Consider the following 20,900-nt stretch of genomic DNA (forward strand, 5'->3'; position numbering starts at 1 on the left):
TATATGGATAAAATTTATGATATCGCGATAATAGGGGCAGGTTCAGGCGGTTATGCCGCCTGCATCAGGGGGGGTGAGGCAGGCCTTAAATGCTGTGTTATTGAAAAGTCCCACTTAGGAGGAACATGTCTTAATTGCGGGTGTATCCCCACCAAGACGCTTGTCAGAAGCGCTGATTTGTTAAGGCAGCTGCGTCAGTCGGACATGTTTGCCTTGAAGGCTGAATTGCGCGGTTTTGATTATGCCGCTCTTTTTGACAGAAAAGAGTCTATCATACAAAAACTCCGCGCCGGCGCCGAATCCCTTATTAGGTCAAAAGGCGTGGATATTATAAAAGCAGAAGCTGTGTTTGCCGGCAGGGACAGGCTTCGCTGTAACGATAAAATAATCTCTTCTAAAAATATAATCATTGCCTGCGGATCCATACCGTCCGAATTGCCCCACCTCAAGTTTGACCATCAATTTATATTGTCAAGTTCGGACATGCTTTCGCAGACGGCTTTGCCGCGCAGTATGGTTATTGTAGGCGGTGGTTTTATAGGTTGTGAATTTGCTTCTATTTATAATCAATTCGGCGTTGATATCACTATTATTGAACTTGCCGGCCAGCTTATGCCGGGGTCGGATAGAGAGACGTCTAAAAGGCTTGAGTTAAATTTTCAAAAACAGGGTATTAAGGTATTAAAGAATGATTCGGTAATATCGGCTTCTGCCGGATCCGTTTCCTCTATCGGGCTTGCCAGCGGGAAGCAGATTATCTGCGACAAAGTCTTGCTTTGTGTCGGACGTAAACCCGATGTAGAAGGCCTGGGCCTTCCGGAGGCGGGTGTCAGGGTATCAAACGGCTTTGTCGGGGTTGATAAAACACTTAGAACGAATATTCCCAATATATATGCCATAGGCGACGCGATAGCAGGATATCAGCTGGCGCATGTTGCTTCATATGAAGGAGCGCTTGCCGTTGAAAACATAGCATTGGGCGCTGTCCGGGAAGTCAATTATTCAGCGGTTCCAAGCGCTATTTTTACGCATCCCGAAATCGCCTTTGTAGGCATAAGCGCGGACAGGGCCAAAGAGCAGGGCATTGATTTCAAAGAGGCCAAATTACCGCTGTCCGCGGTAAGCAGGACGCATATACAGGGTGAACCGGATGGATTTGTCAAATTGCTGTTTGAGGCGCGTTCGGGAAAAATATTAGGCGCGGCAGTATTCGGATATCTTGCCAGCGAGATTATATCGGGTTTTACCATAGCCGTCAATAATGGTTTGACGGTAAACGACCTGTCAAAAACCATATTCGCCCATCCTACGTTTTCTGAATCAGTGCTTGAGGCCTCAAACAGAGCGCGCGCGTATAACGTTTAAATAATCCAATGAATTACAAGGTATTAGACCTCGGATTGATTGATTTTAACAGGGCTTTTTTTGTCCAAAAAGAGGTTTTGGCCCAGGTAAAATCAGCTTTACTGCCAGGCGCGATTATACTGGCGGAACATCAGCCTGTCTTTACCCTGGGCCGCTTGGCCTGTGACGATAATATCCTGATCGGGCGCACCAAGATAAAGGCGCTTGGCATAGACATTGTCCGCACTGACCGCGGCGGGGATATTACCTTTCACGGCCCGGGCCAGCTTGTCTGTTATCCGATTTTTAATCTGAACATGCTGACAAGGGATATGCATAAGTTTTTGCGCGATATGGAAGAAGTTGTCATGAGCCTGCTTAGGGGTTATGGTATAGAGTCGTTTAGAATAAGCGGACGCACGGGCTGCTGGACAGAGTGGGGCAAGATAGCTTCAATAGGCATCGCGGCCAGCAATTGGATAACGTATCACGGCCTTGCCCTTAATGCTAATACCGGGCTGGAATACTTTGATATGATAAATCCCTGCGGGTATAAAGGCATTAAGACAACTTCAATGCAGAAAATATTAAAGTCGCCTGTTGCCATGGAGCGGCTGAAGCGTGAAATGATTCATTGTTTTGAGACTGTTTTTAAGATATCCGCAATGCCTTTTTAAGTAACCCCATTTGATTACCGCAATGTTACGAAAGGGCCAATACAGGCGTGTTTACCGGCACAAAAAATCCCCGGCGCAAAGATAAAAATATCTGTTTTAAAAAAACCGTGACAACTATATAATGTTTTAGTATAATTATTACACAATTAAGGAGGCTAATATAATGACGGAATTGAAATTACCAAAGCTCGCCGAAGGAATAGACAAAGCGGTTGTTTCTTTTTGGCACAAGGATATCGGTGAATTCGTGGAAAAAGGAGACGACCTTGTTGAGATGCTTACCGACAAGGCGACATTCAATGTGCCCGCAGATGCATCGGGCACGCTTATATCAAGAGATGCTGAAGAAGGCCAGGAAGTGCGTGTTGGTGATATCATAGCTCGTATTGATGAGGGCCGGAAATAATATGTCAATGCATGAAGCAAACAGGATGCGCAGACTGCCTTTATATCTTTTTACCATAATTGATGATTTAAAGGCCAAGGCCCGCGCCAGGGGCATTGACATTATTGATCTTGGCATGGGCAATCCCGACTTGCCAACCCCGGGGCATATCATTGATGAACTTTGCAGCCAGGTCCGTATCAATGAAAATCACAGGTACTCCAGGCCCGGGGGGGATGCTGAAAAAACCCTTAAGCAGGCTATTGCACAGTGGTATAAACAGAGATTTAATGTAGACCTTGACGCCGGCAGTGAGGTCCTGCCTCTTATAGGTTCAAAGGAAGGTATAGCGCATTTATCGCTGGCTTTTTTAAACCAGGATGATATAGCCTTAGTGCCTAACCCGGCTTATCCGGTTCATTTTAACGGCGTGATTATGGCAGGCGGGATCCTGTATAATATCCCAATGACCATAGAGCATAACTTCAAGCCTGACCTTAAGGCATTGAGCCCGGAGGTCGTGCGAATGGCAAAATTACTTTTTATTAGTTATCCCCATAACCCAACGACGGCTGTAGCGGATAAGGATTTTTTCCGTAATGTCCTGGAATGGGTCAAGGACAAACCTGGGCTGATAGTAGCGCATGACCTTGCCTATTCCGATATAGTGTTTGACGGTTTTAAGGCAACCAGCATAATGGAAATTGAAGGCGCTAAGGGTGGCAATGTTATTGAATTCCACACGCTTTCCAAATCTTATAATATGGCTGGATGGAGGATAGGTTTTGTTGTAGGCAACAGGGATATACTTGGTTCATTGGCAAAAACGAAGTCATATGTTGATTTTGGCATTTTTCGGGCCATCCAGTTTGCCGCCGCGAAGGCCTTGACAGGCCCGCAGGATTGCGTAAAAGAACTGGTTGAGACTTATAGAAGAAGAAGAGACCTGTTTGTTGACGGCCTGAACGCGATAGGCTGGCCTGTTGAAAAGCCGAAAGCCACATTTTATATATGGGCGCATATACCGCCTAAGTACAGCGCTCTTACCTCCATGGAATTTGCCTCTTTACTTATAGAAGAGGCGGGGGTGGCAGTTGCCCCCGGCACAGGTTTTGGCGAATACGGCGAAGGATATGTGCGTTTTGCCCTTGTAGACAAAGAAGAACGTTTAAAGACAGCTATTGAACGTATTGATAAATTCCTTAAAACATGACCATAGATGCAAAGACCTAAGAGAATCCTTCTTCTTTACATATCGGTGCTTTCCGGGCACCATCGTGCCGCGATGGCCATAGAAAAGGCCTTGCGGTATCTGAATCCGGACACGCAGATATACAGTATCAATTCATTCCATTATACCAATCCAATACTTGAACGCATCATCAACAGGACATACAGCGGAATTATAAAAAGGACGCCTGAAGTCTGGGAATATCTTTACGATAATCCCAGGGTTGTCAAAAATACCAAGGCCTTAAAAGAGATGATACACAGGCATAACAGTTTGAAGATGAAAAATCTTATCAATGATTTTAATCCCGATGCCGTAGCCTGCACCCAGGCCTTTCCCTGCGGTATGATCGCTGATTACAAGGTTACGCACAATAGCCGCCTGCCCCTTGTAGGCGTGCTTACTGATTTTTACCCGCACTCATACTGGATATACGATTCTGTGGATATTTATGCGGTAGCCTCGGACGCCGCCAGGGACAGGCTCGTCTCAAACGGTGTGCCGTTTGAAAAGATAAAAATTACCGGGGTGCCTATTGATATTAAGTTCAATGTCAGCTGTGACAAGGCCTGTTCGCTTAAGGCGCTTGGCCTTGACCCTTATAAGAAAACGGTTTTGATAATGGGCGGCAGCGGCGGACTCGGGCCTATTAAAAAGGTCGTTTTTTCACTTGACAGGATAAATTGCGATATTCAGATGATTGTCGTATCAGGCACAAACAGTAAACTTAACTCATATCTTAAGCGCCGGACTGACAGGATGAATAAAAAGATCGTTGTTATAGGTTACGCTGAAAACATAGACGAGCTTATGGGCGCGTCCGATCTGATCATTACCAAGCCCGGAGGCCTTACTGTCTCCGAGGCCCTTGCAAAGCGCCTGCCCATTGTCATAATAAACCCGATACCCGGCCAGGAGGCCAAAAATACGGAATTCCTTTTAGAGAAGGGGGCCGCTGTCCGGGCCAAGACGGAAAAAGACATAGCGATACTGGTTGATAATCTGTGTTCTGCCAAGGCTAAGCTCAATGATATGAAAAATGCCATTGAGAACATAGCAAGGCCGTCTTCCGCCATTGACATAGCCAAGACCCTTTTGGAGATATAGAATAATGCTTTTCGCGCTTTATAAAATAGGGATTTTTTTGGCCTTGAATACCCCGTTGAGGATCGGATACGCGATAGCGGGTTTCGCCTCTGTTTTATACAGGTTTGTTTCATTGGGGGACAGCCAGGCTATTATGGATAATCTTAGGGCTATTTTTCCCGGGCGGGATATGGCTTCACTTAAATATATCAGGAACAGTATTTTTATTAATTTTGGAAAATACCTCGTAGATTTTTTCAGGTCTTCGCTTATAGATAAAAATTACATAGATAGGTATGTCAGCGTGGAAGGCAGGCATTATCTGGACCAGGAGATTAAAAAAGGCAAAGGGGTTATACTGACTTCCGCGCATATCGGTAATTGGGAACTCGGCGGTATGATATTGGCCGCGATAGGCGTGCCGCTTGATGTGGTCGCGCTTATACATAAGCATAAAAATATAGATACTTTTTTTAACAGGCAGAGGAACGCGAAAGGCGTCCGTGTTATACCGGTTGGAGCGGCCGTCCGCAGGTGCTTTAAGTCGCTTTCCGAAAACAGGGCTGTTGCCCTGCTTTCCGACAGGGATTATTTTAATAACGGTTTTGAGGTTGATTTTTTTGGCAATAAAGCTATTATACCGAAAGGCCCGGCTCTTTTTAGCCGTAAAAAAGAATGCGCTATAGTGCCTATTTTTATGCTTAGAAACACGGATGATACGTTTACACTGAAGATTATGAAGCCTATCCAGCCCGTTATTACGCATGATGAGCATAGAGATGTGATTATGATAACAAACGATGTGGTTCGGGTCCTGGAGGATATAATTAGCAGATATCCGGAGCAGTGGTTTGTATTCAGGAGATACTGGCAAAAAATAGCATGGGGTTCGGAATAACTATGAAGATATGCGCTATAATCCCCGCTTTTAATGAAGCCTCGGCGATTGGCGATGTGGTAAAAGGGGTTAAGCGTTTTGGCGTTGATGCCATAGTTGTTGATGACGGATCTTCGGACGAGACGCATATCGTTGCCGGACGGGCCGGCGCTCATGTTATACGCAACAGGCGGAGGAACGGCAAGGGCTTGTCTCTCAAAATCGGGTTAGATTATGCCTTAGACAGCGGTTATGAACTTTTTTTTACGATGGACGGGGACGGCCAGCATGACCCTGAAGACATACCTTGTTTTATGGGCAAGATCAAAAAACTCGGCTGTTCGGTTGTCATAGGTAACAGGATGAGCCAGCCCAAAGGTATGCCGTTTATAAGGGTTATTACCAATAGGTTTATGTCTTTTTTAATATCGGTCTTGTCGCGTCAGCGCGTATTGGATACCCAGTGCGGTTACAGGTTGTTTACAAGGGAGGCTATCTCCGGAATGGAAATAAGATCGCATAAATTTGAAATAGAATCGGAGATGTTGATTAAGATAGCCAGAAAAGGCTTTCGCATAGATTCTGTGCCCGTAAAATCCATATATGCCGATGAGACCAGCAAGATACGCCCTGTCAGGGATACATTCCGGTTTGTCAGGTTTATAATAACGCATATGATCGCGAGGAAATAAGCGCATGATACAGGCCTTGGTCCAGGGTATTCGTTTTTTACCCGATGAAATTATAGTTGCCATTGTGGCGGCCCTGCCTGTCCTTGAAGTAAGAGGGGCCATACCCGTAGGCCTTTTGATGGGTATGGATATAAAGAGAGTACTGCTGTTTTCTGCAGCGGGTAATTTAATACCCGCGGTTGTTTTACTGTTGTCACTGGAATCCGTATCAGGCTATATGAGCCGGTTCAGGTTTTTTAACCGGTTTTTCTGCTGGCTATCCGAACGCGCCAGACGCAGGACACAGCTTATGGCCAAATGCGAATTCCTGGGGCTTATGCTTTTTGTGGCAATACCTCTGCCAATGACCGGCGCGTGGACAGGGTGCGTCGCGGCAGGGCTTTTCAGGATGCGCTTCTGGCATTCGTTTCTGGCTATTTTTCTTGGAATATGTGTAGCATCTCTTATTGTGGCCGCTTTATGCCTGGCAGGAGGGGGCGTGTTCTATAATGTATTCGTGCCTCGTATTAATTGATGGATATAATCTTGTCAATAAGATACCGGACCTGATAAGGGCCGGGCGAAAAAGCATTGATCATGCCCGTGACATGCTTTTATCCATGGCCGAGTCGTATTGCGATTATCATCATGCTGAATGCGTTATTGTCTATGATGGAAATCACGCCGGAAGAAGCATGGAGGGCAAAAACCCCGTTGTTATGTTTTCCTCATCCGGAGAAACGGCAGATACGGTTATTGAGTCTATCATATATAAGCTTGGCGATAAACAAAAAGCCACTGTTGTTACCGATGACAGGCAAATAAAAAATCTTGTAACGGGTATGGGCGCTTTTACCATGAGCGTGGCATGTTTTAATGATGAGGCAAAAAATTGCGCGGATGCCATTCGCAGGCGGATTAATGAAAAGGGTTGTTTCTAACGCGTCGGGCAAAGGCCGTATGCCTGCCGTCAGGCATATCGTATTTTTTTGTTTTTTAACGGCAAGCCTGGCGTGCTTGTTTTCCCCGCATTGCTTTGCCCGTGAAAGGCCAGTGCGGCAAAGGATAATATCGCTTACTCCGGCGACAACAGAGATACTTTTTGCCCTTGGCCTTGACCATGAGATTGTTGCTGTTTCAAGCTTTTGTACCTGGCCGCCAAGAGCGGCGGAAAAAGAAAAAGCCGGTTCCTTCAGCAGTCCCAATATTGAAAAAATAATATCTCTTAAACCCGACCTTGTCCTGGTAACAGGCATGGAACAGGCGCGGCTTGCTTTAATACTTCACGGCCTCGGTATTGATTATGTCAGCGTGGACCCGAAGAGCATAGATGAACTTACAGACAGCATTGCTCTCATAGGTTCGCTTACAGGGCGTATGCCTGAAGCCGCGGCAATAAATGCCGGCATAAAGAAAGCCATTGATCAGATACGGGTTTCCATTGGCGCAAGAAGCCACGATGCCAGGCCAAGGATATATATGGAGATATGGTATGACCCTGTGATGTGCCCTGGTTTGGGATCTTTTGTGGATGATATGATAAGGCATGCGGGCGGAATAAACATCACATCAGGGCTTAAGCGTTCATATTCAAGGATAGACCCCGAGCAGATTATATTGAAAAACCCCGATAAGATAGTCCTTGCTTATATGAAACCGGATTCCTGGATAAAAAATAATGTTTCTAACAGGCTGGGCTGGCAGGATATGCGGGCTGTCAGATACGGCAGAATATATGCTGATATAGACCCTGATATTATATTAAGGCCCGGGCCCAGGGTCACGCAAGGTCTGAAAAAATTATATGAGATTTTCTATGAGTGTTGATTACGCGAAAACATTGTCTTTATTTGCTTTGGCGCTGATTGCCGCGGTCTTTTTATCGCTGGCCTTAGGCAGTGTTCCGGTCCCATTGACAAGCTTGTTTAAACCGGAGATGAGAGGATTATTGGCGTTAAGGGCCGGCAGGGTTTTGCTTACGGTATCGGCAGGCGCTTCATTGGCTGTCGTCGGCGCGATATTGCAGGGGCTTTTGAAGAACCCCCTGGCCGATCCTTATGTGCTGGGCATATCAAGCGGTTCAGGCCTCGGCGCCGTTATTGCCATTATGCTGGGGTTTAATATTTCGGTATTAGGAGATATTTCAATTCCTTTATCGGCTTTTATTTTCGGGCTTTGTTCCATTGTGTTTGTGTATTTTTTATCAAAAAAAGGTTCCAGGGTAGGGGCTGAAGATCTTTTGTTGTCCGGGGTTATTGTAACGTCAATGCTGTCAGGGGTAATCATGTATATAGTCTCTGCCACTGAACGCGAAGGATTGCACAGCGCTTTATGGTGGCTCCTTGGCAATACCCAGGTCTATGACCTGCGCCTGTTATCCGTTGTATCCGCGGTATCCCTGTCAGGCATGATAGTAAGCATTATGATGGCAAGGCATCTTAATATTATGAGTATCGGAGAAGAAGAGGCAATAACAATGGGGCTTGATGTGGAAAAAATTAAAGCGCTTTTTTTTATAGTTTCATCCATTATGACGGCCGTCGTCGTATCCGTGTGCGGGATGATAGGTTTTGTCGGATTGATAGTTCCCCATATTGTAAGGAAGATAACAGGCCCTGACCACAGAAAGCTTATACCTGCCAGCGCTTTATGCGGCAGTGTATATCTTGTGTTGTGCGATATCGCGGCAAGAAGACTGGCGTATCCAATGGAATTGCCTATTGGGATAATAACGGCCATATGCGGCGGCCCCTTTTTTATATTACTTCTTAAACGCTCAAAAGTCCCCGATTAAGCCGGGTTTTTCGCGCCTGGCTTTTACAGCCTGGCTATAGACCGGCCGCGGGCCAGCGTATAGTTTTAAAGGCGTGCGATTATAAAAAAAAGGTAAAATTTCATATGATTTTTTTACAGGTTAAAGACATAGACAGCGGTTATAACGATAAGGCGGTTATACATAGCATGTCCTTTAACCTGGATAGGGGAGAGTTTGTCGGTATTATAGGGCCTAACGGTTCAGGCAAGACAACGCTTTTAAGGACCATTTCTCATATAATAAAACCGTTTAAGGGAACGGTTTTATTAGAGTCGCAGAATATACACCGGCTAAGCAAAAATGTCCTGGCAAGGCGTATAGCCTTAGCAGGCCAGAACATATTAAGCGTATTTTCTTTTACCGTTGAAGAGATAGTGCTCATGGGCAGAAACCCTTATATCGGTTTCTTCGGGCACGAAAAAAAAGGAGATCTTCAAAAGGTCAGGCTTGTTCTGGAGCAGACAGGTTTGACGCGTGTAAGAAATAAACCCGTTCATTGTTTAAGCGCCGGGGAAGGCCAGCGCGTGTTAATAGCCCGCGCCCTTGCTCAAGAAGCCAAACTGCTTTTGCTTGATGAACCGACCGCGCACCTTGATATTGGTTATCAGACCGATATTCTTGACTTGATCAAGTCTCTTCAGCAGGAGTCCGGGATTAGCGTAATATGCGTTTTGCACGACCTTAATCTCGCCTCCCAATATTGCGATAAGCTTCTTCTTATAGACGAAGGCAGGGCCGCCGGTTTTGATATTCCCGAACGTGTCCTAAAGCGCGGTGTCCTTGAAAGTGTTTTTCACGCGGCGTGCCTGGTTAATAACACGATATTACCGGGAAGGCCTCTAATTGTTCCTTTCTCGCGACGGGCGCGATAGGACTGCCTGGCTTAAATAATAGGATCAGGATTTTATAGTTGACAATAAGGCCATAAAGTTTATAATGAGATAAAATTTGATATGCGGGTTGCGAAAGCTTTAAAAGGGAATTCCGTTTAAATCGGATACGGTCCCGCCGCTGTGTATGGAACGAAAACCATGATAATCCACTGGCTTGATGCCGGGAAGGAATGGTGAGTAGAAGGCCATAAGTCAGAAGACCTGCCCGCATAATAATGAATAGACGCCTCGGAGAAAAGGTAGTCTTTCGCATACAGGGTTATAGCCCCTTTGATAATATTAAGGGGCGGACAGGGTTTGACCCCGGTATGGATATGCCTGTTTGAAACAGGCGTATCCGTATCGGGGTTTTTTAATAACAAGGGGAAACTGCGGTGAAATTCCGCGGCTGTCGCGCAGCGGTTAAAGCCCGAATGCCTAAAAAGGAGGAGAAAGACAATGCGCAGGACATTGATTGCAGTATTTTTTTTGATTGTTTACGCGGGTAATGCCGCGTCCGGTGAAACACCGGCAATCCAGCTTGAACCCATCGTGGTAACGCCTTCCAGGTTTGAGACAGGAGTGACCGGTATTACGAGTTCTTTTTCGGTTATTAGCGGTGATGAGATTAATAATGATAACGGTTCCGTCCTTGATATACTGCGCAGGCAGGCAGGCGTGCACGTGAGTGATTACTATGGAAACAGCGCCAAGGCCTCGGTTGATTTGAGGGGTTTTGGCGAAACCGCGCAGATGAACACGCTTGTCCTTGTTGACGGCAGGAGGGTAAATTCATCGGATCTAAGCGGTGTTGACTGGTATCAGATACCCAAAGAGGTCATAGAGAGAATAGAGATAATGAAAGGCTCCGGGTCTGTTCTCTATGGGGACAATGCCGCCGGCGGAGTCATAAATATAATAACCAAAAAATCCGTTAAACCGTATAGCGTGAAATTAGAACAAAGGTTTGCCAGTTATCGCGGTTTTACCAGTCTGGCCCAGGCTGGTTTGCTGCAAGACAATATCGGTATCATGGTAAATGCCCGCAGGGACAAAACAGACGGCTACAGACAGAATTCGCGTCTTAAAGGCACTGATTTTTTCGGCTCTCTAAGGTATAGTATGAATGATAATATTATGTGCGATTTTGACGCCCATTACAATGAGCTTGACCTGGGGTTTCCCGGAGCGTTTTCCGAAGATGATTTGAAAAGCCGTTCCCGCAGGGACTCAAAATACAAAGATGACAGCTTAAACCAGGAGGACTGGTATCTTTACGCTTATCCTCAGGTGAAGATAAATGACAACATACTTCTTGCCAGCGGTTTTGGAATGAGGCAGAAAAATAGCACCAGCGACTGGGCGTCATCAAACAAGGACACGGGTAAAACTGAAATAGAAACGTATAATATTACGCCCAATATGGCGCTGAATATTTATGATAAATACAAGGTTGTGGCCGGTCTTGATTATTATAAAGACGCAAACGAGGCGCGTGATTATGCCAGGACCGCCGGCTCTCTTACCGGAGAAAGCGATATTAAGAAAAGATCAACGGGTTATTATGTCCAGGCTGAAGCCAATCCGGTAAAACCGTTATTTGTAAATGCCGGCTACAGGTATGAACGGGCGGAATACGTGTTTATCTATAAGGACTATCAGGGTTATTATACGAATGTTGATGATAAAAAGACCATGGACGCCCAGGCTCTAAATGCCGGCCTATCGTATGTGTTTTTTGAGACGAACAAGGCCTATATGAATTTCAGTAAAAGTTTCAGGCTTCCGGCAACGGACGAATTTCTCTTGTACGACTGGACCATTTGGCCAGCCGGCAGATTTATAAACACGGCCTTAAGACCGCAGGAAGGTTATTCTTACACAGCCGGACTTGACATTGCTTTTGCGGACATAGCCGTCGTCAAGGCGTCGGGTTTTTGGATGGAAATGAAAGACGAAATATATTTTGACCCGTATTTGTATGAAAACAGAAATTATGACGATGATACGAAAAGAAAGGGGTTTGAAACAAGGCTGGATATGTTTATCAATAAGCACATAAGCCTTTACGCCTCTTACACGTTTACAAAGGCGAATTTCAGCGGCGGGCGTTTTGACGGTAATGATGTGCCCGCTGTTCCAAGGCATATTTTTGCCGCCGGAGCCGGACTGCGCCTGGGGCAGTTTTCATTTAACATAGACTGCAGAGATACGGGTAAAAGCAGGCTTATAAGCGATCAGGACAATCTTAAAGGCTACCTTAAGGGTTATATGGTAGTGGATGCCGGCGCCGCATTTACACATAAAGAGCTTACCCTGTTTTGCAAAGTGAATAATGTGTTTAATGAAAAATATTCGGAATACGGGGTAAGGAGCACGATGTATGATACCCGTAATTATTATCCCGCGCCGGAGAGGAATTTTGTTGCCGGGCTAAAGTTTGAGTTTTAAGTGACGCCTTGACAGGCATGAATGCGCGGTATTATAATAAAGTCAAAATGCTGCAAGATAAAGTTTTTATAAATGCTTTAGCGGTTTCGCTGGCTTTTCATATTTTTATGATGGCGCCTCTGCCTTTTGAAAAAGATGCTATAAGGGTAAAGAAGCCTGATATAAAGACCGAATTTGTGTATGGCCCCGAAAAGAAAGCGCCTATAGATTCAAGGCTTATTGCCGAGCGCCAAAAAACAGTTCATGGCGGCGCGCCAAGACAGGATACTGCCGTAAAACGCCTGCCTGAAGCCTCTTCATCAAATCAGGCCAAACAGCAATTATTGATAGAAAAACCTGTCAATACGGTAAAGCAGAAAGCGCCCATGCCGGCTAATCCTGCCCAAGACAGGCCTTTGCGCGTATCAGGAACTGACCGGTCCCGGACAGCTTATAGCAATGCCGCCTCCATGCTTATAGCTGATGACAAAAGGGACCTTTCGTCGCAACCCGTGTATCTTAGTTATTATAATGCTGTAAGGTCATGCATATATAAGACCGCGCAGGCCAATAAGCCGGATTATTTTTTAGAGGGAGAGGTTTGCCTTGTTTTTATTCTGTCCAGGGATGGAAAGCTTTTAGACGCGGGCGTTATAGCTGAAAAATCAACGAGAAACCCAATACTCCAAAGACACGCCTTGTCCAGCATAGAGCGATCGTCTCCTTTTCCCGCGTTTCACGGATCCATGAAAGAACAAAGGCTTACCTTAAGAATCAGCATATCTTTTGAAAAATAGTTTTTAAGCTTCTTGATTTCCGTTTGAAGCCTGCCGTCAATATTACGAATTTTTAAAAGAAAAATTTTTCACGCGGATTAACCCTGACAATTTTTTTCGCGCAAATTCTTGCGATACCGCGCAGAAATACAGACACTAAAAATATGCTTGTAATTTGGCCCTCTTGTGATATAATTTAGATAATTCTTACCATTAATACAAAGTTATACCGCGCAATTGTTCCGCGTGTGCTTAAAATCGCGCCGCATAATCCGCGTATTTTTAAATTCGTTTTACAAGCGAAAGCAAGGGGGGTGAATCAGGCTGTGCCAAAAATAAACATTAAAGATAATGAGCCTCTTGAGCGGGCCCTGCGCAGGTTCAAGAAAAAAATAGAGCGCGAGGGTATTATCAGAGAGGTCAAATCGCGTAAACATTATGAAAAGCCGAGCGTCAAAAAGCGCCGCAAGATAAGAGAGGCGCGTAAAAAAAAGAGAAGATTTTAACCATTCATGAAATACAGGGCCATTATATTATCATGCTTGTTATTTTTGGTATATACGGCCCTGTTTTTTTGTCCCGCCTGTTATCCCCAGGAGCATGAGTTTTTCTCATCCGGAGTTACGAAATACGTTTTAGCCAACGGCCTTACCGTTGTGCTTAAACCCGACAGAAAAACACCGACCTTTTCAGCGCAAGTCTATGTGCGGGCAGGTTCGGCAACAGAAGGAAAATACGCCGGATCCGGTATAACCCATCTTATAGAGCATATGGTATTTAAAGGCACCTCTGCCATGTCTTCGCAGGAACTATTGGCCCGCGTAAAATCGTTCGGTGCCGATATAGACGCTTATACCGCTCTTGATTACACAGCCTTCAAGATGCAGGGGTCTTCCGGCAATATAGCGGCTCTGCTTGAGATTTTTTATAATATCATATCTGACCCGTGTTTTGACGCTTCGGAATTAGAGAAAGAAAAAGAGGTCATCAGGACCGAGATGCGTTATACCAATGATGACCCTGAAAAATATCTGTCAACGCAATTTTGGCAGAAGGCTTATATGATACACCCCTACCGTAACCCTATAATCGGTTACGAAGATATATTTGATACGATTACGAGAGATGACATTATTGGTTATTATCAGCAATTTTATGTCCCTAATAACATGGTTCTTGTCGTTGTTGGTGATTTTGAACTTGATAATGCGCGGATGGCGGTAGAGAATAGTTTTGGAAAACTCAAACGCAGGCCGGTTGTGATAGCGCCTATTGCCACCGAACCCGCGCAGATTACCGCGCGGCTTAATAGCATAGAATACCCGGTGTCAAAGACGTTACTGCTTATCGGTTTTCATTCCGTATCCATGTCAGAACCCGATATATTTGCCCTTGATACCCTGGCTGTTATAATGGGCACGGGCAAGTCATCTTTATTGTATGAGGCATTGCATGACAGGTTAAACCTCGTATATGCCGTTGATGTCTGCAATTACACACCGTTTCATCCGGGACTTTTTTTGATAGGCGCGACACTGGAACCTGACAATGAGCAGAAGGTGATAGATGAGATATTTAACGTGCTTGAAACGGTAAAGAAAAGTCCAATCAAGAAAAAGGACATTGACAGGGCAAAAAAACAAGTTATAAGCTCTTATATATTTGGTAAACAAACCCAGTCGGGCCAGGCCGCTGATTTAGGCACAAGCCAGCTGTTGACAGGGGACGTGGATTTTTCCGCTCATTACGTAAAAGGGGTAATGTCTGTAACGCCCGAGGACCTGGCTTATGTCGCAAATAAATATATTAACAGGCCGAGTATGACGAAACTTAGCCTTAAGCCGGCGGGCGCGGGGCAGGATGGGGCGCGCGGCGAAAAAGCTTTGGCGCAGCTTGAGGCGAGAAAGGTTTCCATGCAGACGCTTAAAAACGGTGTCAGGCTTATTGTGGCTGAAGATAAAAGCCTGCCCATCGTTTCAATGCAGGTCTGCATGAAAGCCGGCCTATACGTGGAGCGCGAAGAAAATAACGGTATATCAAACGTTGTTTCACGCATGCTGCTAAAGGGGACTGCCGGCCGCAGCCAGGCTGATTTGTTTTTTGCCATTGAATCGGCCGGCGGGAGCCTGACATCTTACAGCGGTAATAACAGCATCGGGCTGTCTCTTGAGATTATGAAAGAGGATTTTAAAAAAGGGGTTGACATATTATCCGATATCATCTTAAGGCCCGCGTTTCCAAAAGACAAATTAAAGGCCCTTAAAGATGAAATCCTGGCACAGATCAGTTTAAAGAATGACGATATCTTTTTTGCCGCCGAAAAAGCTCTAAGGCATAATCTATTTAAAGGCGGCCCTTACGGGATGGACCAGCTTGGCAGCCCCAAGTCGCTTGAAAGAATAACACGCAAAGAGGTGCTTAACTTTTACAGGGATTTTTGCACAGGCCCTAATATCGTGGTTGCCGTATGCGGAGACGTTAACAAAGACGAGGTTTATTCTCTTATGGATGCGAAATTGCGGGGGGTAAATCCCAGGCCCAACTCAAGCGTGATTCAAAATCTTTTAAAGCCTATTGACAAAAAAGTTGAAGTGTCTGCCGTTATGGACAAGGAACAGGCGGTAGTAATGACGGGTTTTAGGGTCCCCGGCATGAGAGACCCGCAAAGATACCCGCTCCAGGTGCTATCGTCGGTATTTTCAGGGCCTTCCGGCAGATTGTATAATAAGATAAGGACCCAGCAGGGCATGGCATACACGCTCGGAGTGTTCGGTATGACGGGCATGGACGTAGGTTCGTTTATATTTTACGCCGCTTCTTTGCCGGAACATACGGATACGATAACTGAAAGCATATTCGCTCAAATAGAGTCGGTTAGCCAGGGCGATATTACCGCGGCGGAAATAGACTCTGCGAAAAACTTATTATTGTCTCAATATCATATTGAATTACAGACGGCAGGGGCGTTCGCCCAGAAGATGGCGCTCGATGAGCTCTACGGGTTAGGATTCCAGTACTATCTGCTTTACCCCGATATCATTAATAATATCACAAGAGACGATGTTATACAATCGTCCAACCTGTATCTGGCCCCCGGCTCATGCGTGGTTTCTAAAATACTGCCGAAGAGGAGCGTGGCTGAATGAACAGGCAGCCTGTTGCGGCAGGCAGGTTTTATCCGGCTGATAAAAAAGGCATAGAGATTTTCCTGTCCGGGACAGGGCCAATTTCCAAAAGTAAAAAAGACGCGCTGGCAATAGTTTCTCCCCATGCCGGTTATATATATTCAGGCGCGATAGCAGTGCAAACTATTTCCGGTATTCGTATTGCCGATACGGTTGTAATCATAGGCCCGAATCATGCCGCTATCGGCAGTCCCTTTGCCGTTTACGGAAGCGGTAAATGGCATACACCGTTGGGTGATATAGCTGTTGACGAGAAGATGTCTTGTGCCATATGCCGGGCCTGCGGTTTGATAATGGATGACAAGACGGCCCATTGCCGCGAGCATTCCATAGAGGTACAGCTTCCAATACTGCAGTATTTCAGGCGTGATTTCAAGATAGTGCCTATTATCCTGCAAGGCGGCAGTCTCGGGCAATGCAGACAAATCGCTGAAGCTATAGTAAACGCGAAAGAGAAAACCGGCACGGATATATTGATAATAGCAAGCAGTGACATGACACATTACGAGTCCTATGACACCGCCGCCAGAAAGGATGGTATCGCGATAGAGGCCATGTTAAAGCTTGACGAAAACCTGCTTTATGAATCGGTATGCCGTTATGATATAAGTATGTGCGGTTGTCCAGGAGTTGCCGTAGCTTTATCCGCGGCCAAAAAGATGGGCGCTAATTTAGCAAGGCTTATAAGGTATGCCACAAGCGCAGACGCCACGGGCGATTATGACAGCGTTGTCGGTTATGCCGGCGTGGTAGTGGAGAAGGTGTCCGTATGAATAAAGCAAAGACAGCCCTTGTGCTGGGCGGAGGCGCGGCAAGGGGGATAGCGCATATAGGTGTTTTAAAAACTTTAAGGCGTTACAATATACCCTTTGATATAGTAGCCGGCACGAGTATAGGTTCTCTCATGGGCGCCATATACGCGCTGGATCTACCCTTTGACGCGGTGGAAGAGGCCGCTCTCAAGACAACATGGAAGGACTTAAGCGACTTCGCTCTTTCCAAAACAGGCTTTCTTGAGGGCAGAAGCCTTGAGCGTATAATAGAAAAACTTTTAGACGGGAAGAGCTTCCCTGACGTCAAGAAAGAGTTTGCGGTGATAGCTACCGACATTGAAAACGGCGATGAAGTAATAATAAGATCCGGGAATCTTGTCAGGGCCATAAGGGCAAGTTGTTCGGTACCGGGAGTGTTTATCCCGGCGCGTGTCAACGGAAGGCTTCTTGTTGACGGCGGATTGAGAAATACCGTGCCTTCAGAGGTTGCCAGGGCTATGGGCGCTGATTTTATTGTTGCCGTTGATGTCGGCTATTGCGTCAGAAAAGGCAGGATCACGAATATATTCCAGGTGCTTTTCCAGTCAATACAAATCATCGGCAGCGAATTAAACAGGCACGAGACCATGTCTGCCGATGTGGTTATCCGTGTTGACCTTGGGGAGGATATAGACCAGATGGCTTTTGATAAGGCCGCGTACATTATATCGGAAGGAGAAAAAGCGGCCGAGGCCGCCGTGCCCGATATCTTAGGCTTGATGAAAAAACGCGGTTACGCCTGTTAAGGCGTTTTTTGATAGTATAGATTTAACCTTAAAAAGGACATTTACCATGGATAAAACGGGACAGGATATGCAGGATTTTTTAAAAGATAAAGGCGAGGATTTTGTATTCTTTATAACAGGCCTCGGCATGCAGGTATTGATAGCCCTGGGGCACATACCTAATCCGGCGGATAACAAGAAAGAGCAAAACCTCACTCATGCAAAATATATGATTGATACGCTTGATATGATCAGCCGTAAGACAAAGAACAATCTTGACGCTAACGAAGGCAAGGTTTTAGCCGATATGCTTTGCAATCTAAGGATGCAGTATGTGGAAGCGTCCGGAAAAGGGCCTTTGAAATGAATATGATACTCGCGGCGATCGCGCTGTTGTCCGTTTTGGGCATTGCCGTTATGGGCATTGTCTTGTACAGGGTTTCAGCGGCAGGGAAAAAGGATAATTTTTGGCATGAAGGCTTAAGCCTTGTTTCGGATGTGGGCGCTTTAAAATCATTGATAGCTACCATTGAAAACAACCAGAAAATGCATCAGCAGACCGTGCAGGAACTCAAGGATTCGGTCAGGGATGATTGCAAAACGTCAGATTCCATATACCGCAATCTTGAGGCCACTTCACGCGCCGTTGATATTATTAGACAGCAGTATGAGGAGTCTAAAAAAAGGGAGGTTGAAAATTTTCAATCCCTGAAGAGGCTTGAAGGTATTATCGCAGGTTCCAAGCAAAAAGGTATTGCCGGTGAAAACATTCTAAGGCAGACCCTTGGCGTGTTCCCGCCCGATATGATAAAATCCAATTTCAAAATTAAAGGCAAGGAGGTTGAGTTCGGTCTCGTATTATCTGATAAAAAGGTCATGCCCATAGACTCAAAGTGGCCTTCCACCGAATTACTTGAAGCTGTTTCAAATGAACAGGACCCCTCCAGACTTGAAAGGCTTATGCATCAGGCGCAGAAAGAGGTGGGCAGAAGGGTGGCGGAAATCAGCCAGTACCTTGACCCGAACATCACTACGCCATGGGCCATAGGCGCGATACCTGATTCAATGTATTCTCTTTGCAGGCAGGCGCACATTGACGCCTATTCAAAAAATGTTATATTGATTTCATATAGCATGCTTTTGCCGTATATACTCATGTTTTTCAGCCTGCATCTTCAGTATGCCTCTTCCGTGGACGCGGAACACCTTACTCATTATCTTATTGATATCAAAAGAAATATTGAACAGATGGCCGGTATACTTGAAAACAGGATAGAAAGGGCAAGGGCCCTGCTATCAAGCGCTTCCGACGAATACCGCCAAATACTCGGCTCTCTCAAGGGCTCGGTTTCGCTGTTGGAAACGCAGAAACCGCGTACGCGGCAGGTGCCTGAATGCAAATGACAGGATATAACGGCAGGGCTGTAAAAAAGGCGCTGCTTGTGTTTTTTTTAAAGACTCTTAGGTAAACTGTCCCACCGCTGTGTTGCCACGGTTGTATTTTCTTTACTTTAAAGCCTCTATTTGCTATACTATTAATTTGTGAAAACCAGATTCCTTAATCTCTTGCGTATGTTCGTAAGCCTTTCCCTGTTAGGCCTGCTGTTTTGGTTCATGCGTCGGGGTTTATCGGATATGTATGCCGCTATAATTGGCGCGGACAAGGTCATGATCTGTTGTGCCATGCTGCTTTTTCTTGTCACGGCGTATCTTATAGCCTTAAGGCTCAAGGTCGTGGTATCCGCGCAGTCAATAAGTATCAGCGCGAAGGAAGCGGCCTGCCTGACATTTGCCGGTTATTTTTTCAATAATTTCCTGCCCACCTCGTTTGGAGGCGATGTTTTTAAGGCCTATTATATCGGAAAAAAAACCGGTATGAAGACAGCGGCCCTGGCAGGAGTCTTTATGGACAGGATCCTGGCGATGATACCGTTTACGCTTATACCGGTAGTCACAATAACTTTTTTTAACCATAGGATATCCGCCCGTCCGGTCATTGCCGCCGTTTATTTGATATTTCTGACGAGCGCGGTATTTGTCTGGATGCTATTATGCAGAAAGGCGGCCAGATACGTGTCGTTTATATTGTCGCCGTTTAGGCAAACATACTGGTATGACAAAGTAAAGAGCGGGTATGATTTTTTAAATATCTATTCTAACCGCAAGACGATACTTTTGCATAGTCTCGCCTTGTCAATCGTAGTGCAGGTATTATCGGTGATAGCGACATATGTTCTGGCCAGAGCCCTTGGCATACACGATGCGGGTATGGGAGTATTTTTTATCGTTGTTCCAATTGTAGGCATATTGACATTGATACCATCTTTAAACGGCCTGGGAGTGCGTGAGGGCGGTTATGTTTATCTTCTTAGCCCTTATATGTCCGCTGAAAAAGCCCTGGCCCTGTCTATCCTCGTGCTTGCCTCACTATTGATGTACAGCCTTATAGGGGGCCTGATATACGGGTTTCAGAGGAAGGTATTTTCAGCAGATACTGCGCGCCCGGCGCAGTGATATTTGGCTGGTAAATAAAAAAACAGGATAACAGCTGATAGGAGATGATTTTTATGAAAAAGATACTGGTGATTAATGGGCCGAACCTGAATCTATTGGGTGACAGAGAAAGGTCCGTTTATGGACAGATGAGCCTTGAACAGATAAACCAGTTATTACGCGAAAAAGCCCAGGCGCTGGGAGTAGCGGTTGATTTTTTTCAGTCTAATCACGAAGGAGAGCTTGTCCAGAAGATACAGGACGCCAAGGCCTCGGATTTTGGAGCCATAATCATAAATCCCGCCGCTTATACGCATACAAGTGTGGCCATTAGAGACGCGGTAAGCGCTGTTGATATGCCGGTCGTGGAGGTGCATATATCAAATATTTACGCGCGCGAAGAATTTAGGCATAAGTCTGTAATAGCCCCCGTCGCGTCAGGCCAGATATCTGGATTCGGGGTAAATAGTTATATTCTTGGTTTAGAGGCCGCCGCGGGCCTTATTTAGATAAGGTATTTT

Annotated in this window: 22 protein-coding genes and 2 riboswitches; all 22 genes read left to right on the forward strand. The window is 45.6% G+C overall.

Translation table 11 applies throughout. The features are described from left to right. Positions 1–3 precede the first annotated feature (3 nt). The 22 genes from lpdA (at position 4) to aroQ (ending at position 20,888) form a co-directional block, all read left to right on the forward strand. The gene (gene lpdA / locus PHV77_04225) at positions 4–1,365 is read left to right on the forward strand and encodes a dihydrolipoyl dehydrogenase (GenBank protein ID MDD5504504.1); all 1,362 of its coding nucleotides are present in this window, start codon (positions 4–6) and stop codon (positions 1,363–1,365) included. A gap of 8 nt (positions 1,366–1,373) precedes the next feature. Beyond that, on the forward strand, positions 1,374–2,021 hold the full coding sequence (lipB, locus tag PHV77_04230; protein ID MDD5504505.1) for a lipoyl(octanoyl) transferase LipB: 648 nt from the start codon (positions 1,374–1,376) through the stop codon (positions 2,019–2,021). Positions 2,022–2,184: 163 nt separating this feature from the next. After that, on the forward strand, positions 2,185–2,427 hold the full coding sequence (locus tag PHV77_04235; GenBank protein ID MDD5504506.1) for a lipoyl domain-containing protein: 243 nt from the start codon (positions 2,185–2,187) through the stop codon (positions 2,425–2,427). A 7-nt stretch (positions 2,428–2,434) separates the two neighbouring features. Beyond that, a complete protein-coding gene (locus PHV77_04240; protein MDD5504507.1) occupies positions 2,435–3,619 on the forward strand; it encodes an aminotransferase class I/II-fold pyridoxal phosphate-dependent enzyme in 1,185 nt (394 codons plus the stop codon). Between the two features lie 6 nt (positions 3,620–3,625). After that, complete coding sequence (locus tag PHV77_04245; protein ID MDD5504508.1) at positions 3,626–4,744, forward strand: glycosyltransferase; 1,119 nt, start codon at positions 3,626–3,628, stop codon at positions 4,742–4,744. Positions 4,745–4,748: 4 nt separating this feature from the next. After that, positions 4,749–5,621 carry a lysophospholipid acyltransferase family protein gene (locus PHV77_04250; protein MDD5504509.1) on the forward strand — a complete coding sequence of 291 codons (873 nt, stop codon included), beginning with the start codon at positions 4,749–4,751 and terminating at the stop codon, positions 5,619–5,621. Positions 5,622–5,623: 2 nt separating this feature from the next. Beyond that, positions 5,624–6,292, forward strand: a complete 669-nt coding sequence (locus PHV77_04255; GenBank protein MDD5504510.1) for a glycosyltransferase family 2 protein — start codon at positions 5,624–5,626, stop codon at positions 6,290–6,292. A gap of 4 nt (positions 6,293–6,296) precedes the next feature. Continuing rightward, a complete protein-coding gene (locus tag PHV77_04260) occupies positions 6,297–6,806 on the forward strand; it encodes a small multi-drug export protein (protein ID MDD5504511.1) in 510 nt (169 codons plus the stop codon). Continuing rightward, complete coding sequence (locus tag PHV77_04265) at positions 6,781–7,212, forward strand: NYN domain-containing protein (protein MDD5504512.1); 432 nt, start codon at positions 6,781–6,783, stop codon at positions 7,210–7,212. The genes PHV77_04260 and PHV77_04265 overlap by 26 nt, the downstream gene beginning before the upstream one ends. Then, complete coding sequence (locus PHV77_04270) at positions 7,193–8,098, forward strand: cobalamin-binding protein (GenBank protein ID MDD5504513.1); 906 nt, start codon at positions 7,193–7,195, stop codon at positions 8,096–8,098. Before PHV77_04265 ends, PHV77_04270 begins: the two co-directional genes overlap by 20 nt. Then, positions 8,088–9,065 carry an iron ABC transporter permease gene (locus tag PHV77_04275; GenBank protein ID MDD5504514.1) on the forward strand — a complete coding sequence of 326 codons (978 nt, stop codon included), beginning with the start codon at positions 8,088–8,090 and terminating at the stop codon, positions 9,063–9,065. Before PHV77_04270 ends, PHV77_04275 begins: the two co-directional genes overlap by 11 nt. Before the next feature lie 104 nt (positions 9,066–9,169). Next, positions 9,170–9,958 carry an ABC transporter ATP-binding protein gene (locus tag PHV77_04280; protein ID MDD5504515.1) on the forward strand — a complete coding sequence of 263 codons (789 nt, stop codon included), beginning with the start codon at positions 9,170–9,172 and terminating at the stop codon, positions 9,956–9,958. A gap of 68 nt (positions 9,959–10,026) precedes the next feature. Then, positions 10,027–10,203: riboswitch (cobalamin riboswitch) on the forward strand. Between the two features lie 125 nt (positions 10,204–10,328). Next, positions 10,329–10,449, forward strand: a riboswitch (adenosylcobalamin-variant (AdoCbl-variant) riboswitch). Continuing rightward, entirely contained in the window at positions 10,418–12,409 is a 1,992-nt protein-coding gene (locus tag PHV77_04285) for a TonB-dependent receptor (protein ID MDD5504516.1), read from the forward strand. It overlaps the preceding riboswitch by 32 nt. Before the next feature lie 47 nt (positions 12,410–12,456). Then, a complete protein-coding gene (locus PHV77_04290) occupies positions 12,457–13,185 on the forward strand; it encodes a hypothetical protein (protein ID MDD5504517.1) in 729 nt (242 codons plus the stop codon). A gap of 305 nt (positions 13,186–13,490) precedes the next feature. Beyond that, complete coding sequence (gene rpsU / locus PHV77_04295) at positions 13,491–13,670, forward strand: 30S ribosomal protein S21 (protein ID MDD5504518.1); 180 nt, start codon at positions 13,491–13,493, stop codon at positions 13,668–13,670. Positions 13,671–13,676: 6 nt separating this feature from the next. Continuing rightward, positions 13,677–16,310 (forward strand): pitrilysin family protein, encoded by a 2,634-nt coding sequence (locus tag PHV77_04300; GenBank protein ID MDD5504519.1) that lies wholly within the window; start codon positions 13,677–13,679, stop codon positions 16,308–16,310. Further along, positions 16,307–17,122 (forward strand): AmmeMemoRadiSam system protein B, encoded by an 816-nt coding sequence (amrB, locus tag PHV77_04305; GenBank protein ID MDD5504520.1) that lies wholly within the window; start codon positions 16,307–16,309, stop codon positions 17,120–17,122. Before PHV77_04300 ends, amrB begins: the two co-directional genes overlap by 4 nt. After that, the gene (locus tag PHV77_04310; protein MDD5504521.1) at positions 17,119–17,907 is read left to right on the forward strand and encodes a patatin-like phospholipase family protein; all 789 of its coding nucleotides are present in this window, start codon (positions 17,119–17,121) and stop codon (positions 17,905–17,907) included. Before amrB ends, PHV77_04310 begins: the two co-directional genes overlap by 4 nt. Before the next feature lie 46 nt (positions 17,908–17,953). Next, positions 17,954–18,253 (forward strand): DUF1844 domain-containing protein, encoded by a 300-nt coding sequence (locus PHV77_04315; GenBank protein MDD5504522.1) that lies wholly within the window; start codon positions 17,954–17,956, stop codon positions 18,251–18,253. Beyond that, a complete protein-coding gene (rmuC, locus tag PHV77_04320) occupies positions 18,250–19,290 on the forward strand; it encodes a DNA recombination protein RmuC (GenBank protein ID MDD5504523.1) in 1,041 nt (346 codons plus the stop codon). Before PHV77_04315 ends, rmuC begins: the two co-directional genes overlap by 4 nt. A 138-nt stretch (positions 19,291–19,428) precedes the next feature. After that, positions 19,429–20,400, forward strand: coding sequence for a lysylphosphatidylglycerol synthase transmembrane domain-containing protein (locus PHV77_04325; GenBank protein MDD5504524.1), 972 nt, complete (start codon positions 19,429–19,431; stop codon positions 20,398–20,400). A 53-nt stretch (positions 20,401–20,453) separates the two neighbouring features. Further along, positions 20,454–20,888 carry a type II 3-dehydroquinate dehydratase gene (gene aroQ / locus PHV77_04330; GenBank protein MDD5504525.1) on the forward strand — a complete coding sequence of 145 codons (435 nt, stop codon included), beginning with the start codon at positions 20,454–20,456 and terminating at the stop codon, positions 20,886–20,888. Positions 20,889–20,900 lie beyond the last annotated feature (12 nt).

The sequence above is a fragment of the Candidatus Omnitrophota bacterium genome (genome assembly GCA_028716165.1).
Classification (GTDB): Bacteria; Omnitrophota; Gorgyraeia; order JABMRG01; family JABMRG01; genus JAQUQI01.